The sequence below is a fragment of the Sorangium sp. So ce1014 genome, assembly GCF_051521505.1.
GTDB lineage: Bacteria > Myxococcota_A > Polyangia > Polyangiales > Polyangiaceae > Sorangium.
Genome location: NZ_CP150356.1, coordinates 10,829,356 through 10,850,268, shown reverse-complemented (window position 1 = coordinate 10,850,268; position 20,913 = coordinate 10,829,356). Strand labels below are relative to the sequence as shown.

At 73.6% G+C, this 20,913-nt stretch carries 19 protein-coding genes; 11 read left to right on the top strand and 8 right to left on the bottom strand.

Annotation, left to right across the window (positions count from 1 at the left end; genetic code table 11):
* The first annotated feature begins 133 nt into the window (after positions 1 to 133).
* Positions 134 to 1,069: a deoxyribonuclease IV gene (locus tag WME75_RS41205; protein WP_437482526.1), complete on the top strand. Its 936-nt coding sequence runs from the start codon at positions 134 to 136 to the stop codon at positions 1,067 to 1,069.
* A gap of 79 nt (positions 1,070 to 1,148) precedes the next feature.
* Here the strand turns inward: WME75_RS41205 and hutU are convergent, their stop codons facing one another.
* Positions 1,149 to 2,822 carry a urocanate hydratase gene (gene hutU / locus WME75_RS41200; protein WP_437482524.1) on the bottom strand — a complete coding sequence of 558 codons (1,674 nt, stop codon included), beginning with the start codon at positions 2,820 to 2,822 and terminating at the stop codon, positions 1,149 to 1,151.
* Between the two features lie 266 nt (positions 2,823 to 3,088).
* Here hutU and WME75_RS41195 point away from each other — a divergent pair, with 266 nt between their 5' ends.
* Positions 3,089 to 3,304: a hypothetical protein gene (locus WME75_RS41195; protein WP_437482522.1), complete on the top strand. Its 216-nt coding sequence runs from the start codon at positions 3,089 to 3,091 to the stop codon at positions 3,302 to 3,304.
* Here the strand turns inward: WME75_RS41195 and WME75_RS41190 are convergent.
* The 4 genes from WME75_RS41190 to WME75_RS41175 form a co-directional block, all read right to left on the bottom strand.
* Positions 3,301 to 5,367, bottom strand: coding sequence for a protein kinase domain-containing protein (locus WME75_RS41190; protein WP_437482520.1), 2,067 nt, complete (start codon positions 5,365 to 5,367; stop codon positions 3,301 to 3,303). The two genes, WME75_RS41195 and WME75_RS41190, sit on opposite strands and share 4 nt — an antisense overlap.
* 22 nt (positions 5,368 to 5,389) lie before the next feature.
* Complete coding sequence (locus tag WME75_RS41185) at positions 5,390 to 6,367, bottom strand: hypothetical protein (RefSeq protein WP_437482518.1); 978 nt, start codon at positions 6,365 to 6,367, stop codon at positions 5,390 to 5,392.
* A gap of 96 nt (positions 6,368 to 6,463) precedes the next feature.
* A complete protein-coding gene (locus tag WME75_RS41180; protein ID WP_437482516.1) occupies positions 6,464 to 7,252 on the bottom strand; it encodes a hypothetical protein in 789 nt (262 codons plus the stop codon).
* Positions 7,253 to 7,346: 94 nt separating this feature from the next.
* Positions 7,347 to 7,652 (bottom strand): YfhL family 4Fe-4S dicluster ferredoxin, encoded by a 306-nt coding sequence (locus WME75_RS41175; RefSeq protein ID WP_437482514.1) that lies wholly within the window; start codon positions 7,650 to 7,652, stop codon positions 7,347 to 7,349.
* A 159-nt stretch (positions 7,653 to 7,811) separates the two neighbouring features.
* Here WME75_RS41175 and WME75_RS41170 point away from each other — a divergent pair, with 159 nt between their 5' ends.
* The 6 genes from WME75_RS41170 to lpdA all read left to right on the top strand — a co-directional run bounded on the left by WME75_RS41170 (position 7,812) and on the right by lpdA (position 13,463).
* Entirely contained in the window at positions 7,812 to 8,522 is a 711-nt protein-coding gene (locus WME75_RS41170) for a hypothetical protein (protein ID WP_437482513.1), read from the top strand.
* A 58-nt stretch (positions 8,523 to 8,580) separates the two neighbouring features.
* Entirely contained in the window at positions 8,581 to 9,609 is a 1,029-nt protein-coding gene (locus WME75_RS41165) for a HEAT repeat domain-containing protein (protein WP_437482511.1), read from the top strand.
* Positions 9,606 to 10,220, top strand: coding sequence for a DUF4149 domain-containing protein (locus tag WME75_RS41160; RefSeq protein WP_437482509.1), 615 nt, complete (start codon positions 9,606 to 9,608; stop codon positions 10,218 to 10,220). Before WME75_RS41165 ends, WME75_RS41160 begins: the two co-directional genes overlap by 4 nt.
* Positions 10,221 to 10,330: 110 nt before the next feature.
* Positions 10,331 to 10,606 carry a hypothetical protein gene (locus WME75_RS41155; RefSeq protein WP_437482508.1) on the top strand — a complete coding sequence of 92 codons (276 nt, stop codon included), beginning with the start codon at positions 10,331 to 10,333 and terminating at the stop codon, positions 10,604 to 10,606.
* Positions 10,607 to 10,720: 114 nt separating this feature from the next.
* Positions 10,721 to 11,899, top strand: coding sequence for a thiamine pyrophosphate-dependent dehydrogenase E1 component subunit alpha (locus tag WME75_RS41150; RefSeq protein ID WP_437482506.1), 1,179 nt, complete (start codon positions 10,721 to 10,723; stop codon positions 11,897 to 11,899).
* A 157-nt stretch (positions 11,900 to 12,056) separates the two neighbouring features.
* Complete coding sequence (lpdA, locus tag WME75_RS41145) at positions 12,057 to 13,463, top strand: dihydrolipoyl dehydrogenase (protein ID WP_437482504.1); 1,407 nt, start codon at positions 12,057 to 12,059, stop codon at positions 13,461 to 13,463.
* A gap of 13 nt (positions 13,464 to 13,476) precedes the next feature.
* Here the strand turns inward: lpdA and WME75_RS41140 are convergent, their stop codons facing one another.
* Together WME75_RS41140 and WME75_RS41135 are read right to left on the bottom strand one after the other, a co-directional pair.
* Entirely contained in the window at positions 13,477 to 14,634 is a 1,158-nt protein-coding gene (locus tag WME75_RS41140; RefSeq protein ID WP_437495026.1) for a bifunctional methionine sulfoxide reductase B/A protein, read from the bottom strand.
* 124 nt (positions 14,635 to 14,758) lie between these two features.
* Complete coding sequence (locus WME75_RS41135; RefSeq protein ID WP_437482503.1) at positions 14,759 to 15,763, bottom strand: hypothetical protein; 1,005 nt, start codon at positions 15,761 to 15,763, stop codon at positions 14,759 to 14,761.
* A 191-nt stretch (positions 15,764 to 15,954) separates the two neighbouring features.
* On the opposite strand from WME75_RS41135, the gene gloB reads away from it, so the two are divergent.
* From gloB to WME75_RS41120, 3 genes are all read left to right on the top strand, one after another.
* Complete coding sequence (gloB, locus tag WME75_RS41130; protein ID WP_437482500.1) at positions 15,955 to 16,710, top strand: hydroxyacylglutathione hydrolase; 756 nt, start codon at positions 15,955 to 15,957, stop codon at positions 16,708 to 16,710.
* Positions 16,711 to 16,776: 66 nt separating this feature from the next.
* Positions 16,777 to 18,537, top strand: a complete 1,761-nt coding sequence (locus tag WME75_RS41125; RefSeq protein WP_437482497.1) for a 1-acyl-sn-glycerol-3-phosphate acyltransferase — start codon at positions 16,777 to 16,779, stop codon at positions 18,535 to 18,537.
* Complete coding sequence (locus tag WME75_RS41120) at positions 18,534 to 19,466, top strand: NAD(P)-binding domain-containing protein (protein ID WP_437482494.1); 933 nt, start codon at positions 18,534 to 18,536, stop codon at positions 19,464 to 19,466. Before WME75_RS41125 ends, WME75_RS41120 begins: the two co-directional genes overlap by 4 nt.
* Before the next feature lie 115 nt (positions 19,467 to 19,581).
* On the opposite strand, the gene WME75_RS41115 is transcribed toward WME75_RS41120, so the two are convergent.
* Entirely contained in the window at positions 19,582 to 20,694 is a 1,113-nt protein-coding gene (locus WME75_RS41115; protein WP_437482491.1) for an SUMF1/EgtB/PvdO family nonheme iron enzyme, read from the bottom strand.
* Between the last annotated feature and the right edge of the window lie 219 nt (positions 20,695 to 20,913).

Genomic DNA, 20,913 nt, shown 5'->3' with positions numbered 1-20,913 from the left:
GGCCGTTGCGGAGGATCCGACGACGTGTTCCGGCGATCGCATTCGCGCGTGGCCGGCGGACGACGTGGCAGATCGGGCGTGCTCGGCGGAATGACTTGCCGGCGCGGGGGACGCGACCCAAGCAGTGCGGCCGATGATCTTCGGGGCGCATGAGTCCGTGGCCGGCGGCCTTTACCGCGCGATCGCGCTGGCGGGGGAGGACCGCTGCGAGGCGCTGCAAATCTTCACCAAGGTCTCGGGCCAGTGGCGGGAGCCCGCGCTGAGCGCGGATCAGATCGCCGCGTTTCGCGTCGCGCGCGCGGCGTGGGCCGGCGCGGGCCCCACGCTCGCCCACGCGAGCTACCTCATCAACCTGTGCTCCGACGACGCCTCGATCCTGGAGCGCTCGCGGGAAGCGCTGTTCCAGGAGCTCGCGCGGTGCGACGCGCTCGGGATCGACTTCGTGGTGTTCCATCCGGGCGCGCACCGCGGCCTCGGCGAGGAGGCCGGCCTCGACCGCATCGGCGAGAGCCTCGCGATCGTGCTCTCGCGGGGGAAGGGGCTCCGCGCGCAGCTGTGCATCGAGAACATGGCCGGGCAGGGGTCGACGCTCGGCGATCGCATCGATCAGATCGCCGCGATGATCGAGCGCGCCGGGCCGGAGGGGGCGCGGCTCGGGGTCTGCATCGACACGCAGCACGCCTTCGCGGCGGGGCACGATCTCCGGAGCGAGGCCGGCTACGAGCGGTTCTTCGGCGACTTCGACCGGCTGCTCGGCATGGATCGGCTGCGGTGCATGCACGTGAACGACTCGAAGGCGGCGCTCGGCCAGCGGCTCGATCGGCACGAGCGCATCGGTGACGGGGAGATGGGGCTCGTGCCGTTCTGGCGCCTCGCGAACGACGCGCGGCTCGCGCGCGTGCCGGCGGTGGTCGAGCTGCCGCCGCTCTCCAAGGAGCGGCGCGGCTACACGGAGGAGATCGCGCGGCTGCGCGGCCTCAGGGGCGCGCCGGAGCCGGCGACGGCGTCGCCGCTCCCCGTCGATGCCCGGCCGCCGAGGAAGGGGAGGCCGCGCGCCTCGCGAGGCTGACGCCCGCGCGAGAGCGGAGCGCCTCGGGGCGATCGTGGCCCTGCGACATGGCTCGTCTGCGCCGCGTTGCTCGGCGCGCTCACCTCGCCCGGTGCGGCACCCGGACGCCCTTCTCGTCGGCCACGCGGATCGCCGTCTCGTATCCCGCGTCGGCGTGCCGGATGATCCCCATCCCCGGATCGATGGTGAGCACCCGCTCGAGCCTCCGCCGGGCGGCCTCGGTGCCGTCGGCGACGATCACCATCCCGGCGTGCAGCGAGTTGCCGATCCCGACGCCGCCGCCGTGGTGGAAGCTGACCCACGACGCGCCGCCGGCCGTGTTCGCGAGCGCATTGAGGATCGCCCAGTCGGCGATCGCGTCCGAGCCGTCCTTCATCGCCTCGGTCTCGCGGAACGGGGACGCGACCGACCCGCAGTCGAGGTGGTCGCGCCCGATCACGAGCGGCGCCTTCACCCGGCCGGTGCGCACGAGCTCGTTGAACGCGAGCCCGACCTTCGCGCGGTCGCCGTGGCCGAGCCAGCAGATCCGGGACGGGAGCCCCTGGAACGCGATCTTCTGCTCCGCGAGCTCGATCCAGCGCCGGAGATCGGGATCGCCCGGGACCGCCTCGAGCACCGCGCGGTCGGTGGCGAGGATGTCCTCGGGATCGCCCGACAGCGCGACCCACCGGAACGGGCCTTTGCCCTGGCAGAACAGCTCGCGCACGTACGCCGGCACGAAGCCGGGGATCGCGAACGCATCCTGGCAGCCCGCCTCCATCGCGCAGGTCCGGATGTTGTTGCCGTAGTCGAAGACCTCGGCCCCGCGCTGCTGCATCGCGAGCATCGCCTCGACCTCGACCCGCATCCCCGCCTTCGCGCGCGCGACGTACTCCCCCGGGTCGCGGGCGCGCAGCTCCGCCGCCTGCTCCAGCGTGAGCCCCGGCGGGACGTAGCCGACGAGCGGATCGTGCGCCGCGGTCTGCTCGGTGACGAGGTCCGGCGTGACGCCGCGGCGGACGAGCTCCGGATAGACGTCGGCGGCGTTGCCGCAGAGGGCGATCGAGCGCGGCGTCCCGCGCCCGACGCTCTCGAGGACGGCCTCGAGGGCGCGATCGAGGTCGTCGATGCGCTCGTCGACGTAGCGGGTGCGGAGCCGCTTCTCGATGCGCGCCGGGTCGATCTCGACGCCGAGGCAGGCGATGCCCGCCATGGTCGCGGCGAGCGGCTGCGCGCCGCCCATGCCGCCGAGCCCCGCGGTGAGCACCCAGCGGCCGCCGCCCGGGGCGCGCGCCGCGTGCGCCTTGCGCGCGGCGACGAACGTCTCGTAGGTGCCCTGCACGATGCCCTGCGAGCCGATGTAGATCCAGGAGCCCGCGGTCATCTGCCCGTACATGGTCAGGCCGAGCGCCTCGAGCCGCCGGAACTCGTCCCACGTCGCCCACCGGCCCACGAGGTTCGAGTTCGCGAGGAGCACGCGGGGCGCGTCCGGGTGCGTGCGGAAGCGGCCCACCGCCTTGCCCGACTGCACGAGGAGCGTCTCGTCGTCCTCGAGCTCCCGGAGCTCGCGGACGATCACGTCGAACGCCTCCCACGATCGCGCGGCCTTCCCGGTACCGCCGTAGACCACGAGGTCGTCTGGCCGCTCCGCGACCTCCGGATCCAGGTTGTTGTGGATCATCCGGAGCGCCGCCTCCTGGATCCACCCCTTGCAGCTCCGCTCGCTCCCGCGCGGCGCGCGCACCCCCCGGGCCCCTTGCGCTCCCGTCGTCATGCTGTCGTGTACTCCAGCCGGCGCGGCTCGACCAGGCGGCGCGGCGTCCGTCGCGACGCGCGGCGAGGGGCACGCCAGCGCGTGACGTAAGCCTGCTCCGCGCGCCCGACGTCTCTCCAGGACAGCCGGCTTCGTCCGAACCGGAGTATGCTCGCCCGCGGCGCGAGCAGCGCCCGACTCCGGGAGAATCCATGATCTCGACGATCCGTTCGGCCCTTGCGCGTTGTCCGGTCCGGGCCCTTCCGCTCGCAGCCCTGGCGCTCTCCTTGGCGACGACGGGGTGCGACAAGGTCGGGTGCTTCGAGTGGACCGAGCTCGAGGGGGAGTGCCCCGCTCAGGAGGAAGCGCTCGACTATTTCGGCGGCTCCACCTGCGGCGGCGAGGTCCAGTCGGTCGACAGCGAGCCCGAGTTCGACGGCGACTACTGCTGTTACGACATCACCAAGCGAGCCGACGGCGAGTACGACACCTGCGCGTTCTAGCGCTCGTCCAGCGCGTTCCTGTCGAGCTCCTCGAGCGCCGCGAGATCCCGCGCGGCCAGCTCCTCCACGCCGCCGGCAGCCTCGCGCGGGTAGGCCAGCGCGATCTCGCCGTCGTGCAGATAGAGGTGCTGGCCGTCGATGCACCCGTGCGCGCCCCCCGCCGCGTGGAGCGCCGCGATGGCCTCGCCGAGGCGCGCCCGCTGGCCCCTGGTCAGGGCGAGGCCCTCGTCGGCGAGCGCGCGACCCTGGGGCGGCGCCACCCAGACCTCGCCGGCGGCGAGGTCGACCCGCAGGACGGACGGCAGGGCCGGGTGGCCGGCGCGCGCGAACGCCCGGGCCCGGGCGAGGGTCGCGTCGTCGAGCTGCAGCACGAGCACGTCGCGATCGAGCCAGGCGTCGCGCCATCGCCCCTCGGTGTCCCGGCCGTCGCCGACCTCGAGCGTCGCCGCGAGCCGCGTCGTCGCGGAGGGCGGCGCCTCGCTCGACCGAGGCCGGGCGCTCGCGCGCGACCGCCGCGGCCGCGGGCTCTCCGGCCAGGGGAGCGCGGTGATCGCGCGCCGCGCCTCGAACGCGTCGGCCGGGCGCGCGGCGGGGTCCTCCGCGAGCAGCGCCGCCACGATGGCGTCGTGGGCCGCCGTGAGATCCGGGTGGATCTCGCTCGGCGCCGGATCGAGGTGCCCGCCCACGGCGGGCGCGGGCGGCTCTCCGGTGAGCAGCTCGGCGAGCACCGCGCCGGCGCCGTACAGGTCGCTCGCCAGCGTCGCCGGTCGCCCCATCCGCTGCTCCGGCGACATGTACGCGAACGTCCCGATCGCGCCGGCCGTCGCGGTGGTCGAGAGATCGCCGAGGTGCGCCGCCCCGAAGTCCGCGAGGTGCGCCGTCCCGATCTCGTCGAAGAGCACGTTGCTCGGCTTCACGTCGCGGTGAAGGATGCCGAGCCGGTGCGCCTCGCCGAGCGCGGACAGGAGCGCGCAGGCGATCTCGACGGCGCGCGCGGGCGCGACCGGCTCCCCCCGGAGCCGCTCGATCAGGGAGCCGCCGGCCATCCAGGCGAGCACCATCGCGGGCCCCTCGGGGTGATAGGCGCGGAGCGCGACGACGTTCGGGTGCCGGAGCTGGGCGAGGGCCCGCGCCTCGCGCTCGAACCGGAGCAGCGCGTCGCGGCCCGCTCCGAACGCCGCGCCCGCGAAGATCTTCACGGCGACGCGCTCCGCCGTGATCCGGTCGCGCGCCTCCACCACGCGCGCGTGATGCGTGGCCGTGACGTCGCGCAGGGTCTCGTAGCGCCCGAAGAGGAGCGGCCCGGCGGGCGCGGAGCCCAGAGGAGAGGGCGCCGCCGCGGGGCCGCCGGGAGCGACGGCCGGCGACGAGGGCGCCTCCTGGCCGCGCGGATCGAGCCGGGAGAGCTCGTCGCGCACGGTCTGCGCGGCGTCCTCGAGCCCGAGGTCGCCCAGGCAGCGGCAGAGCAGCGGCAGCGCGCGGGCGCGCTCCTCGGAGGCGGGCGGCAGATGCTGCAGCGCCCGCACCGCGGCCTCGGTGCGGCCGTGGCGCGCGAGGAGCTCGCCGAGCGCGAGCCACGCCGCCGCGTCGCCCGGGCGGCGGCGGAGCGCGGCCTCGAGCGCGCGCGCGCCATCCGCGGGGCGGCCGGCGAGCTCGAAGCTCTCGGCGGCGCGGCGCGCGTCCTGGGCCGCGGTGAACGCCTCCGCTGCCGCGGCGTGGGCGCCGAGCGCCGCGAACAGCGCGCCGGCGTGGCGGGGGAACCCGCGCGCCGCGAGGTCGGCGGCGACGCGCAGCGCGGCGTCCCGGGGCGCCGTGATCGCGAGCGCCTCGAGCGCCTCGCGCGCGAGCGCGTCGTCGCCGCCGAGCGCGGCCATCAGCGCGGCGCGGGCCGGGTCCTCGGCGGCGAGCGCCTCCCTGGCCGCGCCGGCGAAATCGCAGACCCGCTCGAGCAGCTCCGACGCGCCCGCGTGATCGCCGGCCGCCACGAGGAGCGCGGCGCCGCGCTCGCGCTGCCCGATCGCGGCGAGCTCGTCCGCGCGCCGTCGCAGGTCCTCGTACGCCACCCCGAGGTCGGCCGTCCAACCGTCAGTGCGCGGCGATGCGCGCGCGGCCGTTCACGGAGAGGTCGAAGCGCACCTCGCCGAGATCGATCCCCGAGGCGCTGAACGGCACCTGCCGCGTGCGGTGCACGGCGACCGTCGCGCTCGCGGGCAGGGGGCCGAGCGTCGACGGATCCAGCAAGGATCCCGGGATCACGCCCCTCCCCGTGTCCTTGAACGCGCACCGCACGGTCGCGCCGTGCGCCGAGGTCACGTCGATGTAGATGTCGTCGCGCGTCCGGCCGGCCTCACCGCCCTCGTCCGCGCGCCACTGCACCACCGCGCCGACCCCGGCGTCGAGCTCGACAAGGTCGGCCAGATCGGCGTCGCCCACCCGCACGTCCTCGGGACCGGCGGGGGCGTCGGCCTCGAAGGCGAACCGGTCGAGCTGCCCCGACCCCGAGCTCTCGAAGACGTACCGCGCCGGCGCCGGCAGATCGCTCGTGGCGTCGCGCGACGTGTAGAACACGCCGAAGACCAGGGCGCCCACGTCGGGGAATGCGCGGGCGGCGAGCGGCATTTGGGTGCTGTCGGTCCGCATCGTCACGTCGCCCGCGTCGAGGAGCTCGATCGGGCTGAGGGAGCTGAAGCTGCTCGCCGCGTCATCCTCGGCGGCGGGCGAGAGGACCATGCAGCTGCCGGCGGCCGGGAGGACGAACGCCTGGCCGACCGCCCCCTCGGCGAGCTCGGGATCCATCGCGGAAGAGAGGCGCATGAACTTCGCCAGGACGTTGGTGACCGACGACGCGCTCTCGTCGGCCGCGACCGGCAGCGCCGCGTCGTCGAGCTCGACGGGGGCGGTGGCGGCGTCCCGGCTCAGGTTGATCGCGCGCTCGACGCGCACGACCCCCTGGGTGACCACCCCGTTGACGTCGGCCGCGTCGCCCGCGACAGGCGCCGAACAGCCGACGAGAGCCGCAACGGCGAGGAGGCATGAGGTGGAGAGGGCGCCGTAGGGACGCATAGATCCAAGTCTAAGGCCGGTCCTCCGGCCGGGCAAGCGCCTGCGCTGGCCACAGAAAATGCGCGAAATCCGATTTTTTACGGCGTTACGGCCAGGTCAGAAGGTGACCGTGAGGCCGCCGCCCGGGGCGACGGTGCCCTGATCGAGGGTGACCGGAGCCCCGCCAATCTGGCCCGTGGCGTGATGGTACGTCGCTGTGGCCTCCAGGGCGACATGTACGTGTCGGAACCCGGCACGCACGCCCAGCACGAACCCGACCCGGAGGTGCTGGCCCGATGCGTCGACGAGGGGCCCCTGGGTCGCCGAGCCGGCGGGCAGCCGCACCTCGCCGCCCAGGAGCTCCAGCCCGAGCCGCGGACCGAGCCAGAGGGCAAAGAGATCCGCGTCCGACCGGAAGCCGAGCAGGAGCGGGACGTCGAGCCCCGCGCCGTAGACGTCGCTCCCCGCCGCTTTCGAGCCCGCGCTCGGGCCCGGAGCGCCCGCGAAGAGCGCCGAGGCGCCGAGCCCGAGCGACAGGGACGCCTCGCCGAGCGGGAACTCATGGCGCCCGTCGAGCCGGAGGGCGCGCCCCGTGTACGTCAGCCCGGCCTCGTTCCCGCCGTCGATCCCGACGCGGGCGCTGGCCCAGGGCGCGACGCCCGGCGACACCGTGATCTCGGAGAGCTTCCGCCGCGCGGCGCCCTCCGTCGCGGCCGGGTCGCCGGCGCTCGCGCCCGCCGCCGGCGGAGCGGCCGTCGCTCCGGCGACGATCAGGTCGCCCGACAGGCCCGCGCCGAAGCTCACGTTGCCCGGACGGAGGACGTGGGCCGGATGGAGCAGCGGACCGCTGCCATGACAGCCCGCGCAGGCGCCTGCGAGGAGCGTTGCGACCCAGCGCCGGATCACGGTGTGACCCGGGCGCCGTATTGAACCGACGGTGCCGGCGGAGACATGGGGAGCGCGGCCCGAGAGGCGACGCGAGGGGGCTCGAGAAGCTGCTCTACTTGCGGAAGCGCGAGGGGTAGTCGTTGGCGGCGGCCCGCTTCTGCAGCTCGGCATCGTCCGGGTGCAGCTTGATGGCGCGCGCGATGAGCGCTTCCTCGGTCTCCACGATCTGCGGATTGGGCAGGCAGCACTCGACCGGGCACACGGCCTGGCACGCTTCGTGGTCGTAGAAGCCGACGCACTCCGTGCAGAGCTCCGGATCGATCACGTAGATCTCATCGCCCTCGCTGATGGCTTCGTTCGGGCATTCCGGCTCGCAGGCGCCGCAGTTGATGCAGTCTTCGGTGATGTAAGTCGCCATGGCCTTCGCTTCATTCTCCGGGTCAACCCCGGTCCGCTCGTTTCTAGAGGCCTGACCGCACGGTGTCAATTCGGGCGGAAGTGGGCGCAGGTTCCGCGCGGAGACGCCGGCGCACGCTTGCGCGCGGGCGCCCCTGCCGGTACTAAGCGGCCCTCCTCGATGCTTCGCCTCACCGGGCCCGCCCTCCTGCTCGTCGTCCTCGGCGCCTCCTCGCTGCTCGCCGGATGCGGCCCGCAGATCGGCGATGCGTGCATCACGTCGCTCGATTGCGCGCAGCAAGAGCAGCAGCTCTTCTGCGATGGCACGCAGCCCGGCGGCTACTGCACGGTCTTCAACTGCGAGCCGGACAGCTGCTACGGCAGCAGCGTCTGCGTCGTGTTCAACCCGGTGCTGGATCAGGCGTGCGGCGAGCTCGAGAACGTCCGCTGGCCGCGCTTCGAGCGGACGTTCTGCATGGCCACCTGCGACGACGACGACGACTGCCGCAGCGGCTACTCGTGCGTCGCGCTGGGCGATATCCGGGGCGCCGCGGCGATACCGCCGGGCGAGCGCAACGCCGCGATCGTCGACTCCGAGCCGGAGAGCTCGAAGGCCTGCCTGCCGGATCCGTCCTCTACCCCGAGCGCGCCCGGCGAGCCGTCGGGCGACGTCGAGAGCGGGCCCGGTGTCTGCGGGGCCGCTCCTGAGCAGCCCGCGTGGACTCCCTACACGCCGGAGGGCGAGGGCGGCGCCGGTGGTTCGGAGGGCGAGGGCGGCGCTGGCGGCTCGGAGGGCGAGGGCGGCGCTGGCGGCTCGGAGGGCGAGGACGGCGCTGGCGGCTCGGAGGGCGAGGGCGGCGCTGGCGGCTCGAGGGGCGAGGGCGGAGGCTGAGCGCTGCGCGGTGCGGTGCGGTCCGGCGTCGCGCGTCGACCGTGCTAGCGTGGGCCGCGTGTTCGGATCGGCTCCCGCGAAGAGGACGTTCGAGGCTGCGCTGCGCGACGTCGCCTCGCAGAAGCCCGCTGTGCGCGTGGAGGCGGTGAGCGACCTCGTCCCCTATGCCGCGAAGGCGCGGGAGCAGGTCCTGCGCGCGATCGAGGGCGCGCTGCGCGCCGATGGGCACGCGGCGGTGCGCGCGGCAGCGGCCATCGCCCTCGCCGACACGAAGGCCGTCGAGGCGCTGCCCGCGCTGCTCCTCGCCGTCGAGGACGTGGATCCCAACGTCCGGCAGATGGCGATCACGGCGCTCGGCGAGATCGGCGACGCGCGCGCCACGGGGCGGCTCCGGCGCGCCCTCTCGGACGAGCGGCCCGAGGTCCGCTTCCAGGCGGTGATCGCGTTCCCCCGCGTCTGCGCCGAGCCGGCCGATGCGCTCGAGGCCGTCATGCAGGCCTCGCACGACGACGATCCGCTCGTCTGCCACATCGCCCTGCGGATGTTCGAGGAGCTGGGGGAGCTCAACGGCGAGCTCCCTCCGTCGAGCCTGGCGCGGGCGAGCGCGCTGCTCGGCCACGCGTCGCCGCTCGTCCGGGCAGCGGCGGCGGTCGTCACCGCGCGCTTCGGCGATCCGGCGGGCCACGCGGTGCTCGTCGAGGTCGTGGGTGGCAAGCTCCGCGGGGTCGACCACGAGGACGAGGCCGCCGCGATCGAGCTCTGCGGCGAGCTCGGCCTCTCCGCTTCCCGGAGCGCGCTCGAGCGGCGCGTCTTCGGTCTGAGGCTCGGCCTCGGTCGGGACCCGTTGCGCTGGCACGCGCGCGTCGCGCTCGCGCGGATGGGCCACGAGCGTGCGATCCGCGAGATCTTGAGCGAGCTCGGCGCGTGGGACCGCCACCGGCGCACGCTCGCCGTCGCGGCCGCCGGCCGCGCTCGCCTCGCGACCGCCCGCGCGACGATCGCGGCGATGCGGGGCGACGAGCGGAAGGCTGATCAGGGAGCCGTCGAGGAGGCGCTCGCCGCCATCGCTTCCGAGGTGGAGGCATGAACGAGGAAGCCCAGTTCAGCGAGGCCGACCTCGCCCCGAGCCCCGAGGAGCGCGCCGCATCGCGCCGCTTCCTGATCGATCGCGCGGCCGCGAGCGTGGCCGCGCTCGCGGCGGGGGCCTGGGCCGGCGGCCTCGTGGCGCTGGGCGCCTGCGCCGCCCCGTTCGTCTTCCGTCTCACCCCGACCCCTTTCTCCGGCGACGCGATGAGCGCGGCCTTCGCCCGCTTCGATCAGCTCGCGCTCGGCGCCGCGGTGATCCTCCTCGGCGCGGAGGTGGCGCGCACCTGGGCGGCTGGCCGTCAGGGCGCGGGCCGCGCGGCCCGCGTGCGCCGGATCCTCGCCATGGTGATGGCCGGGTGCGCCGCGTACGTCGGCCTGGCGCTCACCCCCCGCATCGCGGCGCTCCACCGCGAGGGCGCCCGGCGCGGCGAGGGGGAGCTCGGCATGGAGCTCGAGCGCGCCCACCGCCGCGCCGAGCTCGTGGGCCGGTCGGAGGTGTTCCTCGGCGCGAGCCTGGTCGTGCTGCACGTCTTCACGCTCGGCGCGCGCCGCCCCGAGCAGGAGGACGACGACGAGGACGCGGCCGCTCCGCTGCCGCCCGGCCCGCGGTGAGAACATCGACGCACCCGACCTGCGCCGCGGGCGCCGGTGCGAGGGTGCCGATCCGATGACCGCAGCACGAGGCGCCGCCGCGCGTCGCGCCCACGACAGGGAGGACCCAGATGCCGCGTGACAACAAGCTCTATAGCGGCTTCGTCAACCACGATTACATCCTCACCTTCTCGATCGCCGACGAGGCGAACCGGGCCCGCCTCGTCGCGCTGTGCGCCGGGCCGTGGCAGGGCGACGAGGTCACGCCCGGCACCTGGGAGGTGTCCAACACGCTCAGCCCGGATCAGATGGAGCGCGCCATCCTCGATCAGATGGGCGACGCCGACCGCGCCGCCTATTACTACCTCTCCGACAGCAAGCGGATGTTCCGCGTTCTCCTCGGCTGAGCGCGGCGCGAGGCGCGTGAGCCGCTTCGCTCCGGCGGGCGACCGGGGTGGTCGGGCTCGCGCCGGCGAGCCGAAGGGGCCGCGATCGCCGCCATTTCGCGGTATGGTCCGGTCATGAGCGAGCTGGAAGCCACGCCGCCCGGCGCCTCGACCCGGCCCGCCGCCGACGCGCCGCCGCCCCGCGCGGGGGACGGGGACGACGAGGGTTTGCTCAGCGTCCTTCGCGACGACGGATCGCTGGATCCGGCGACCGATCCCGGCCTGACCGACGCGCTGCTGTTGCGCACCTACCGCGAGATCAAGCGCCTCAGGCTGCTCGACGCGCGCATGCTCCTGCTCCAGCGACAGGGGCGGGTCGGCTTCTACGGCGCGTGCACCGGCCAGGAGGCGACGCCGATCGCCACCGCGCTCGCGCTCGATCCGACGGACTGGATCTTCCCCGCGCTGCGCGAGAGCGTGATGATGCTGGTGCGCGGCTTTCCGCTCCGCACGTACGTGGCCCAGATCTTCGGCAACTCGGGCGACCTGCTCAAGGGGCGCCAGATGCCGTCTCACATGAGCGGCCGGCAGGTGAACCAGGTGTCCTGGTCGAGCTGCATCGGCCCGCAGATCCCGCAGGCGGTCGGCGCCGCGTGGGCCGCGAAGCTGCGGCGCGACAGCACGGTGGTGGTGGGGTTCATGGGCGACGGCGCGACGAGCGAGCCCGATTTCCACAGCGCGATGAACTTCGCGGGGGTCTTCAAGGCGCCCTGCGTGATGATCTGCCAGAACAACCACTGGGCGATCAGCGTCCCGACCGACCGGCAGACGGCCTCCAGGACGATCGCCATCAAGGGGCGGGCCTACGGCGTCCCGTCGGTCCGGGTCGACGGCAACGACGTCATCGCCGTCTACCGCGCCGTCTCCGAGGCGGTCGCGCGGGCCCGGGCTGGAGGCGGCCCCAGCTTCATCGAGGCGCTCACCTACCGCGTCGGCGCGCACTCCTCGAGCGACGACCCGAGCCGGTACCGGTCGCAGGAGGAGGTCGATCGCTGGACGCAGCGCGATCCGCTGCTGCGCCTCGGGCGCCACCTCGCCGTCCGCGGCCTGCTCGACGACGCCGCGGAGGCCTCCCTCGAGGCGGAGCTCAACGCCGAGATCGCCGCCGCCGTCGCGGAGGTCGAGGCGATGGACCCGCCCGCCCGCGAGACCCTGTTCGAGGACGTCTACGCCGAGCTGCCCTGGCACCTGCGCGACCAGCGCGCGGAGCTCCTGCGCTCCCCGAAAGCGCCCGCGCACGGCGGCGGACGCTGACCACGGGAGGGATTTCCCCTCGGTGCGAGGTCGTGTAAGCCCCGGGCACCCAGGGTACGGCTCGCGGGCGCGGCCTCAGGGCTGGTCAGCGAGGGGCTTGCCTGACGGACCCCGGCGCCCCTAATCCCAGTCTCCGAAGCGCACAACAAGGACAAGGATGAAGACCTACGACGCAATCGTGATCGGAGCCGGCCCCGGCGGTTACCCCTGCGCCATCCGGCTGGCTCAGCTCAAGCAGAAGACGCTCTGCATCGAGAAGGAGCAGCCCGGCGGCGTCTGCCTCAACTGGGGCTGTATCCCCTCCAAGGCGCTCATCGCCGCCGCCCACCTCTACGAGAAGTCGCAGGCCGGCGCCGCGATGGGGATCAAGGTCAGCGGCGTCGAGCTCGACGCCAACCAGATGCAGGACTGGAAGGAAGGCATCGTCAAGAAGCTCACCGGCGGCGTCAGGTCGCTGCTCAAGGGCAACGGCGCCGACCTGCTCACCGGCACCGCCACGATCGTCGGGCCGAAGCGCGTGGACGTGACCTTGCCGGACGGCTCGGTGGAGCAGATCGAGGCGACCAAGGGGATCGTCATCGCGACCGGCTCGACCACCATCGAGATCCCGACGTTCAAGTTCGACGGCGACGCGATCATCGGCGCGAAGGAGGCGGTGAGCCTGCGCCGTATCCCGAAGCGGCTGCTCGTGATCGGCGGCGGCGTCATCGGCCTCGAGCTCGGCATGGTCTACCAGGCGTTCGGCTCGCAGCTCACCGTGGTCGAGGCGCTGCCGGAGCTGCTCACGGGCGTCGACCCCGACTGCACGAAGCTCGTCGAGCGCAAGATCCTGAAGCGCGGCGGCACGATCCACAAGAACGCCAAGGCGGTCGGGTACGAGAAGCAGAAGGACGGCTCGGTCGGGGTGAAGATCCAGATCGAGGGCAAGGAGCAGACGATCGTCGTCGACACGGTGCTGGTCGCCGTCGGCATGCGGCCGAGCTCGAAGGGGCTCGGCCTCGAGAAGGTCGGCGTGACGGTCGATCAGCGCGGGTTCATCCCCACGGACAAGACGTGCCGCACCAACGTGCCGTCGATCTACGCCGTGGGCGACGTCAGCGGTCCGCCCCTGCTCGCGCACAAGGCGACGAAGGAGGGCGAGATCGTCGCCGAGGTCATCGCGGGGCACAAGGCCGCGAAGGACTGGGTCGCGATCCCGGGCGCGATCTTCACCGATCCGGAGATCGCGACGGTGGGGCTCACCGAGGCGGAGGCGAAGGCGAAGGGCCTCGAGGTCGTCGTCGGCAAGTTCCCGTTCTCGGTGCTCGGCAAGGCCATGGCCATGAACGAGACCGAGGGGTTCGCGAAGATCGTCGCCGACAAGAAGACGAAGCAGGTGCTCGGCGTCCACATCGTCGGACCGGAGGCCAGCACGATGATCAGCGAGGCGTCCCTCTCGCTCGAGATGGCGGCCTTCCTCGAGGACATCTCGCTCACGATCCACCCCCACCCGACCCTCGGCGAGTCGCTGATGGAAGCCGCCGCCCACGCCATGGGCGCGGCGATCCACATCGCGAACCGCTGAGCGCGTCGCCGCGTCAATCGCGCATGTAATGGCACGTGTACCCGCCCGGGGACTTCACCAGGTACTTCTGGTGGTACTCCTCGGCGCGCGTGAACGGCCCGGCCTCCACGATCTCGGTCACGAGCGGCGCGCGCCATTTGCCGCCCTGCCCCACGCGCGCCTTCACCTCCTCGGCGATGCGGCGCTGCTCGGGCGTCGTGACGAAGATGGCCGAGCGGTACTGCGTGCCGACATCGTTGCCCTGGCGGTTCTGCGTCGTCGGATCGTGCATGCGGAAGAACCATTTCTCGAGCAGCTCGGCATACGACAGCTTCGCTGGATCGAAGACGATGCGCACCGACTCGGCGTGGCCCGTCACCCCGGTCTTCACGTCTTCATAGGTCGGCTCCTTCGTCCGGCCGCCGGCATAACCGACCTCCGTCTCGAGGACGCCGGGGATCTGCCGGAGGAGCTCTTCCATCCCCCAGAAGCAACCGCCCGCCAGGACGGCCGTCTCCAGCGTCGTCTTGCAGCCGGCCGCCTCTCCAGGCGCCGGGAGCGCGCAGGCGTTCGCGCCGGCCTGCTCCGCCGGCGCGCCGCTCCGCCCCTCGAACAGGGCACGGTAGGCGCCGTAGCCCTCGGCCTCGAGGCGATCCAGCGGGATGAACCGGAGGGACGCAGAGTTGATGCAGTAACGCAGCCCGCTCGGCCGAGGCCCGTCCTCGAAGACGTGCCCGAGGTGCGAGTTGCCGGCCTTGGAGCGCACCTCCGTCCGGACCATTCCATGGGCCCTGTCGGAGCGCTCCACGACCCGCTCCGGCTCGATGGGGCGGGTGAAGCTCGGCCAGCCGGTGCCCGACTCGAACTTGTCGACCGATGAAAAGAGCGGCTCGCCGCTCGCGACATCGACGTAGAGGCCCGCCTCGTGGCTGTTCCAGAAGGCGTTGCGGAACGGCGGCTCGGTCGCGTCGTGCTGGGTGACCTCGTACGCGAGCGGCGTGAGCCGCTTGCGCAGCTCTTCATCCGACGGTTTGCGATAGCTTCTGTCCGACATCGTCACAGCCTCCTTGGATACCAGGGCAGTCTTGCTCGCATGCCCCGCAGCGCCCGTGCGCCAGCACGCGATCAGGGCGGCGGACGCGACGAGCAAGAGCGCGAAGAGCAGACGAGCAGCGCGGAGCCAATTCATCATCCACCTGGCCGGTCGAGGGTAGCGCATCCACCCCTCCTACGCCGCGCGGGGCCGCCGGTTTCGCGGGCGCGGCGCGCGCGCCGGCCTGGCGCGGCGCCCGCCTAGCGCGGCGCCGGCCTCGACATCACGGGCCGCCGCGCTCGAGCGAGGCGGCCCCCTCGGCGGCGCGCCGCTCGAAGCAGTCGTCGGGGATCTCGCGCGCGCGGCGGACGAGCCGGGTCGCCCCGATGAACGCCGAGGTCACCGGATCGTGGTAGCCGCTCGCCCCGTGCAGGCCCGGGACCGCGCGCTGGTAATGGCGCGCGACCCGCTCCATCAGCGCCTCGCGGACGTACTTGCCCACCATCGACGCCATCGCGACGCAAAGATCCGAGGCGTCGCTGTCGCGGACGAACGCGATCTCGCCGAGGCCGGGAAAGTGGTAGGCGCTGCGGGCGCGGCCCTCCTCGAGCACGAGGTGCAGCCTCCCGGCGAGCGGGCCGAACGCAGACCCGTATTTGCCGAAGCCGCCGACCTTGCCGCACACCGCGAAGACCTCCGCGCCGGCGAGGCCGCCGAGCTCGAGGATGAGGCGCTCCATCGCGTGGAGATCGAGCACGAACCGGTTCTTCCCGGCGCGTACCCCGTCGTTCATCCGCTTCACGCAGAGCAGCATCGAGCGCACGGCGACGATCTCGACCCCCTTCTCCGCGAGCTTGTCGAGGTCGCGGCAGACCGTGCGCAGCAGCTTGTCCGGCGCGGTGAACGCCTCGCCCTCCGCCGACCAGCACTGCGCCTCGACGTGGTCCGGGCAGAGCGCGCGCAGCGCGGCGCGGTCGTCGAGCGAGACGGCGTGGAGCAGCTCGTCGACCGACGGCGGGTCGCCGGCCATCGCCGTGCGGCCGCAGCCGCGCGCGACGAGCGCGCGGGCCCACGCCTCGCCGAGCGAGACGTCCCCGTGCGCGACGAGCTGCTTCGAGTCGCCGAGCCGCTGCGCGAGGGCGCCGCGGGGCGCGCTGCCGGCGGTCTGCCAGCCGGCCTCGGTGACGCGCGAGAGGACGGCCGTCACCACCATCGGACCGAGCCGCGGGCCGAGGCCGTTCTCATCGACGCCGATGCGGTAGCGGACAGAGGGCTCGGCGGACGCCATGCACGGCCCCTCTGCCACACGACGGCGCGCGCGTCACGGCGCGAGGCGACCCGCCAGCGTTATCCTCCCGCGCGCAGATCCGATCGAGGTCGACAAGCGCGCCCCCTCACGCCCTCTTTACGTCCTCTTTACGTTCTCTGCCCCGAGTTTTTCACAGGCTCCCCGCATGCACCGCACTATATTTCTCGCCCATGCGCATCCTCACCGTGCCCTGCCTCAGCGACAACTACGCATACCTCGTGGCCGCGGACGGGCGGCGCGAGGCGATCGTCATCGACCCGTCGGAGGCCGAGCCGATCATCGCGGCGCTCGACCGCGAGCAGCTCCGCCTGGTCGCCATCGTCAACACGCACCACCACCACGATCACGTCGGCGGCAACGAGGCGCTCCGCCAGCGCTACGGCGATCTCCCCGTCTACGCGCACGCGAGCGACGTCGGGCGCGTGCCCGCGCAGACGGAGCAGGTCGAGGAGGGCAAGCCGGTCGAGATCGCCGGCCTCACGCTCCGGCCGCTGCACGTCCCCGGCCACACGCTCGGCGCCGTCTCCTATTGCGTCGAGGACGTCGTGTTCACCGGCGACACGCTCTTCATCGGCGGCTGCGGCCGCATGTTCGAGGGCACGCCCGAGGTGATGCACGCCTCGCTCTCCAAGCTCGCCGCCCTCCCGGTGCACATGCGCGTCTTCTGCGGTCACGAGTACACCGTGAACAACCTCCGTTTCGCCGAGACGGTCGAGCCCGAGAACGAGGCCATCCGCAAGAAGCTCGCGGCCGCCCGCGCGGCGCGCGAGCGCGGCGAGCCCACGGTCGGGAGCACCATCGCCGAGGAGCTCGCGACGAACCCGTTCCTGCGCTGCAGCGAGCGGTCCGTGCAGGCCCGCTTCCCGGGGCCCACGCTGCCCGACGTGTTCGCCGCCGTGCGGCGCGCGAAGGACGATTACCGCTGACTTACGACGTCGCGCGCGGCCGCATTCCGCTCGCGCCCGCGGCCTGATTTCTATACGACTAGGCCCATGGACTCCCGCGCTCCCATCTTCGGGTTCAACGACGCGCGCGACGAGATCGTGCGCACCGTGGTCGATCGGGTCCTCGGCGCCACGAGGGATCCGCTGCTCGCCATGAACGAGGCGGCGTACCAGGAGGCGAAGCGGCTCGAGGGGTCACGGAAGCCGCAGGACGTCCGCGAGCTCACCGAGTGGCAGCGGCTCGCCCGCTCGCTCGGCCGCATGCACGACGCGGAGCGCCGCCGCCGCCTGCGGGAGCTCGCCGAGGAGTACGCGTGGGACATCGCGGGGAACTTCGACCCGCGCGTCTACCAGCTGTCCTCGCGGCTCCTGCCGCCGGTCGTGAGCGCCCTGCTCGCGCCGCGCAAGCTCGTGACCGTGGTCCGCGACCCGCGCAAGCTCATCAGCCTGGAGCTGCTCGCCGACCGGGTGCTCGTGCAGGGCCCGCTCGCGAAGCTCCGGTCGCTCGTGCAGCGCGGCACCGCGGTCTATGTCCCGACGCACCTGTCGAACATGGACTCGATCGTGTTCGGCTACGCCCTCGAGCGCGCCGGCCTGCCGCCCGCCACCTACGGCGCCGGAAAGAACCTGTTCACGAACCCGGTCCTCTCGTTCTTCATGCACAACCTCGGCGCCTACCGCGTGGATCGGCGCATCCGGCACAACCTCTACAAGGACGTGCTGAAGACGTACTCGGGCGTGCTCCTGGAGCGCGGCTACCACTCGCTGTTCTTCCCCGGGGGGACGCGGTCGCGCTCGGGCGGCATCGAGCGGAAGCTCAAGCTGGGCCTTGTCGGCAGCGCCTTCGAGGCCTACACGCGCACGCTGCTCAGCGGCCGCGAGCGCCGCATCTTCTTCGTCCCGGCCACGATCAATTATCTCATCACGCTCGAGGCCGAGACGCTCATCGCCGATTTCCTCTCCGAGGCCGGCAAGGGCCGCTTCATCATCGAGGACGACGAGTCGAGCCGGATCGGCCGGATCGCCTCGTTCCTCCGCAAGCTCCTCGCGATGAACGCCGCGGTGGTCATCCGCTTCTCGGAGCCGCTCGATCCGTTCGGTAACCGGGTCGACGAGCTCGGCCGCTCGTTCGACGCGCGCGGCCGCGAGGTCGACCCGGCGACCTACGTGAAGAACCAGGACGGCGCCGCGGTCGTCGACGCGGCGCGCGACGTCCAGTACGCCCGCGAGCTCGGCGAGGAGATCTGCCGGGCGTACGCGCGCGACACGGTCGTCATGGCGACGCACGTCGTCGCGGCGGCGAGCTTCGCCCGGCTCCGCAGCCACGCGCCGGCCGCGGATCTCTTCACGGTGCTCCGCCAGCGCGACGTGCTCACGGTGCCGCGCGACGACCTCGCGGCCGACGTGATGGCCCTGTGCGAGCGCCTGCGCGCGCTCGAGCAGACGGGGTGCATCGTGCTGGGTGAGGACGTCCGGCTCGGCTCGGGCGGGGACATCGTCGAGCGCGCGCTGCGCGCCTTCGCGGGCTACCACTCGTCGCCGGTGCTCGACTCGCGTCCCGACGGCATCGCCATCTGCGACACAAACCTGCTCTTTTATTACCAGAACCGCCTCGCCGCCCACGGGGTGGCGTGGGACGTGATCGCGCCGCCCGGCGTCCCTTCCGGCCTCCAGGTCCAGCCGCCGCTCCCGCCGCTGCCGCCCTCCTCGCTGCCGCCGCCGCTGGACGACCGCGGCGCGGCCTCGTCGCGCGGCGGCGCCGCGGGCGCGCGCGCGGGCTCGATGAACGGCGCCGGGGGTGGCCGGTGAGCGCGCGTCCGGCGCCTTCGGTCGGGGTCATCGGCGGCGGCTTCTGGGGCGTGGCGCTGGCGCTCGCGGCGAGCCGCACCGGGGCCGAGGTCCTCCTGTTCACCCGCCGCGAGCACCCGCAGATCAACGACGGCCCGCGGATCGTGCGGGACCACGCGGAGGTCGCCCGGGCGCGGCTGCTCGTCATCGCGGTGCCGTCGAACGCGGCCCGGACGGCGCTGCGCGCGCTCGGCGATCACATGGACGGCTCGCACCTCGTGATCCACGGCGTGCGCGGCCTCGAGGGCGAGGCGCTGAAGACCGTCTCGGACCTTGTGCGCGAGGAGACCCCGGCGCGCCGGGTGGGCGCGCTGGGCGGCCCGATCCAGGAGGACGAGCTGCGGGAGGGCCGCCCCTCGGCGATGGTGTGCGGCTCGCGGTTCCCCGAGGTGCACGCCGCGGTGACCGCGGCGTTCCAGTCCGACGGGCTCCGCGTCTACACGACGCCGGATCTGCAGGGCCTGGAGTGGGCGTCGGCGCTGGTCGGTTGCCTCGCGGTCGGCGTCGGCTTCGCCGAGCAGGCGGGCGCCGGGCCCGGGCTGCTCGCCGCGCTCATCTCGAGGGCGGTCGACGGCGCGGCGCGCATCGCCGCCGCGGCCGGCGCCGAGGAGCGGACGATGCTGGGGCTCGGCGGCTACGGCGACCTGCTCGCCTCGATCCGGCTCGAGAGCCGCCCCGAGGTGATCCTCGGCAAGGCCCTCGCGCGCGGGCGGACGCTCGACGAGGCCGTCGCGGAGGCCAGGCTGCGCGTGGAGGCGATCCCGCTGATCCCGCGCGTCGTGGCGTTCGCGAGGGCGCGGAAGGTGGACGGCGGGGTGTTCGAGGCGCTCGAGACGATCCTGCAGGGCGGGGCGCCGAGGACGGTGCTCGACCGGATGTTCGCGGCGTGAGCGGCGGGCGCTGGCGCGCCTCTCCCGTCGTCACCGCCGCGCTCGTGGTCGTCGAGAGGGCGGATATCTGGAGGAAGTGCCCTGTTCCTGTCGTGGCTTGAGGACAGCCGCCCCGTCAGCCTCCGTCGCGCTTGACCGCCCCGTCCGACTCCGGCGCTGCCGGCACATCGACGCTGTCGCAGCAGCGGAATCCCGTGGAGTAGTCGTGATAGGCAGGCTCGTGGGCGATCGTGGTGAAGTAGCACCCGGGGCCGAGCTCGCTGGTCGTGCTGAAGAAGCCGCCCATGAACACGCCGCTGCCCTCGTGCCAGGGCTGGTCGCGGCGCGTCACGCCCTCGGTCTGCATGCGCATCACGAGCTCGTGATCGACCATGTCGCTGACCCACTCGTGCAGGTTCCCGACCATGTCGTGGACGCCGAGCTCGCTGGCGCAGCCGGCGTGATCGCCGCTCCGCGCCAGGAAGCCCGGCTTCTGGTCGAGCTCGGGGCTGTTGAAGTGCCGCTCGTAGCTCCACCCGCCCGGCGGGTGGTCGCCGAAGAGCTCTCTCAGGAGGTGGCGTTTGCCGGTGTTGCACCGTTCGCGCTCGCCGTGAGGGCCGTAGGGGTAGCGGTGGACGCCGTTGCCGCGGCAGGCGCGCTGCCACTCGCGCCGCGTGCAGAGGCGCTTGCCGGCGGCGGCGCACGCGGCGGTGGCCTCGACGCGGCTGATGTACGCCTGCGGAAAGACGCCGGCCTCGCTGCGGGCGACGTAGCGGACGCCCGCCTCGGGCCGCTTGAAGTGCGGGTGGACGGCGAGCTCCCCGCCGGCGTCGGTGACCAGGTGCGCCTCGTACCGGTCGATGCAGAAGCCGCCGACGAGGGCCATGTCGGCCGGGCAAGGCCCGAGCGCCAGCGGGAGCCCGAGCGGTCGCGGAGGGAAGACGGCGGGCGCGGCGCCGGCCGGGCCGGGCGGATGCGCCTCGGCCGGGGCGGCGCTCGCGCTGCCGGCGACCGGCGCGGGCTCGGGGGCTGCGCCGCCCAGGATGGCCGCGCCGGCGTGCGCGCTGCCGGCAGGCGCCGGCGCGGCGGGAGCCGGAGCCGCCGCGGGCGCGGAAGGCGCGGCAGGAGCCGTCCCCTCGGCGGCGTGCGCCACGTGCACCTGGCCGGGAGCGTCTACCTTCGTCGCCGGGCTGCCGCCGCCCTCGCCCGGCCCGGTGCACGCGGTGAGCCATGCCAGGGCGGCGAGCAAGCCTGGATTCGCGCGTCGTGACCGAGAGCGCCGGGGGAGCGAGGACCTCGTCGACAGGCAGGCCCGGAGGCGAGAGAGGCGATCCCGGAGGCGATCGCGGCGCGGCGCGGACGGCACGAGGCGGAGTGTACACGCGCCCGGCGCGCCGCTGCGCGGGATCGCGGTTGCGCTCATCGCCTCGCCCCGCCCGAGCCGTCGGCGGCCCCCGACGGCCGCGCC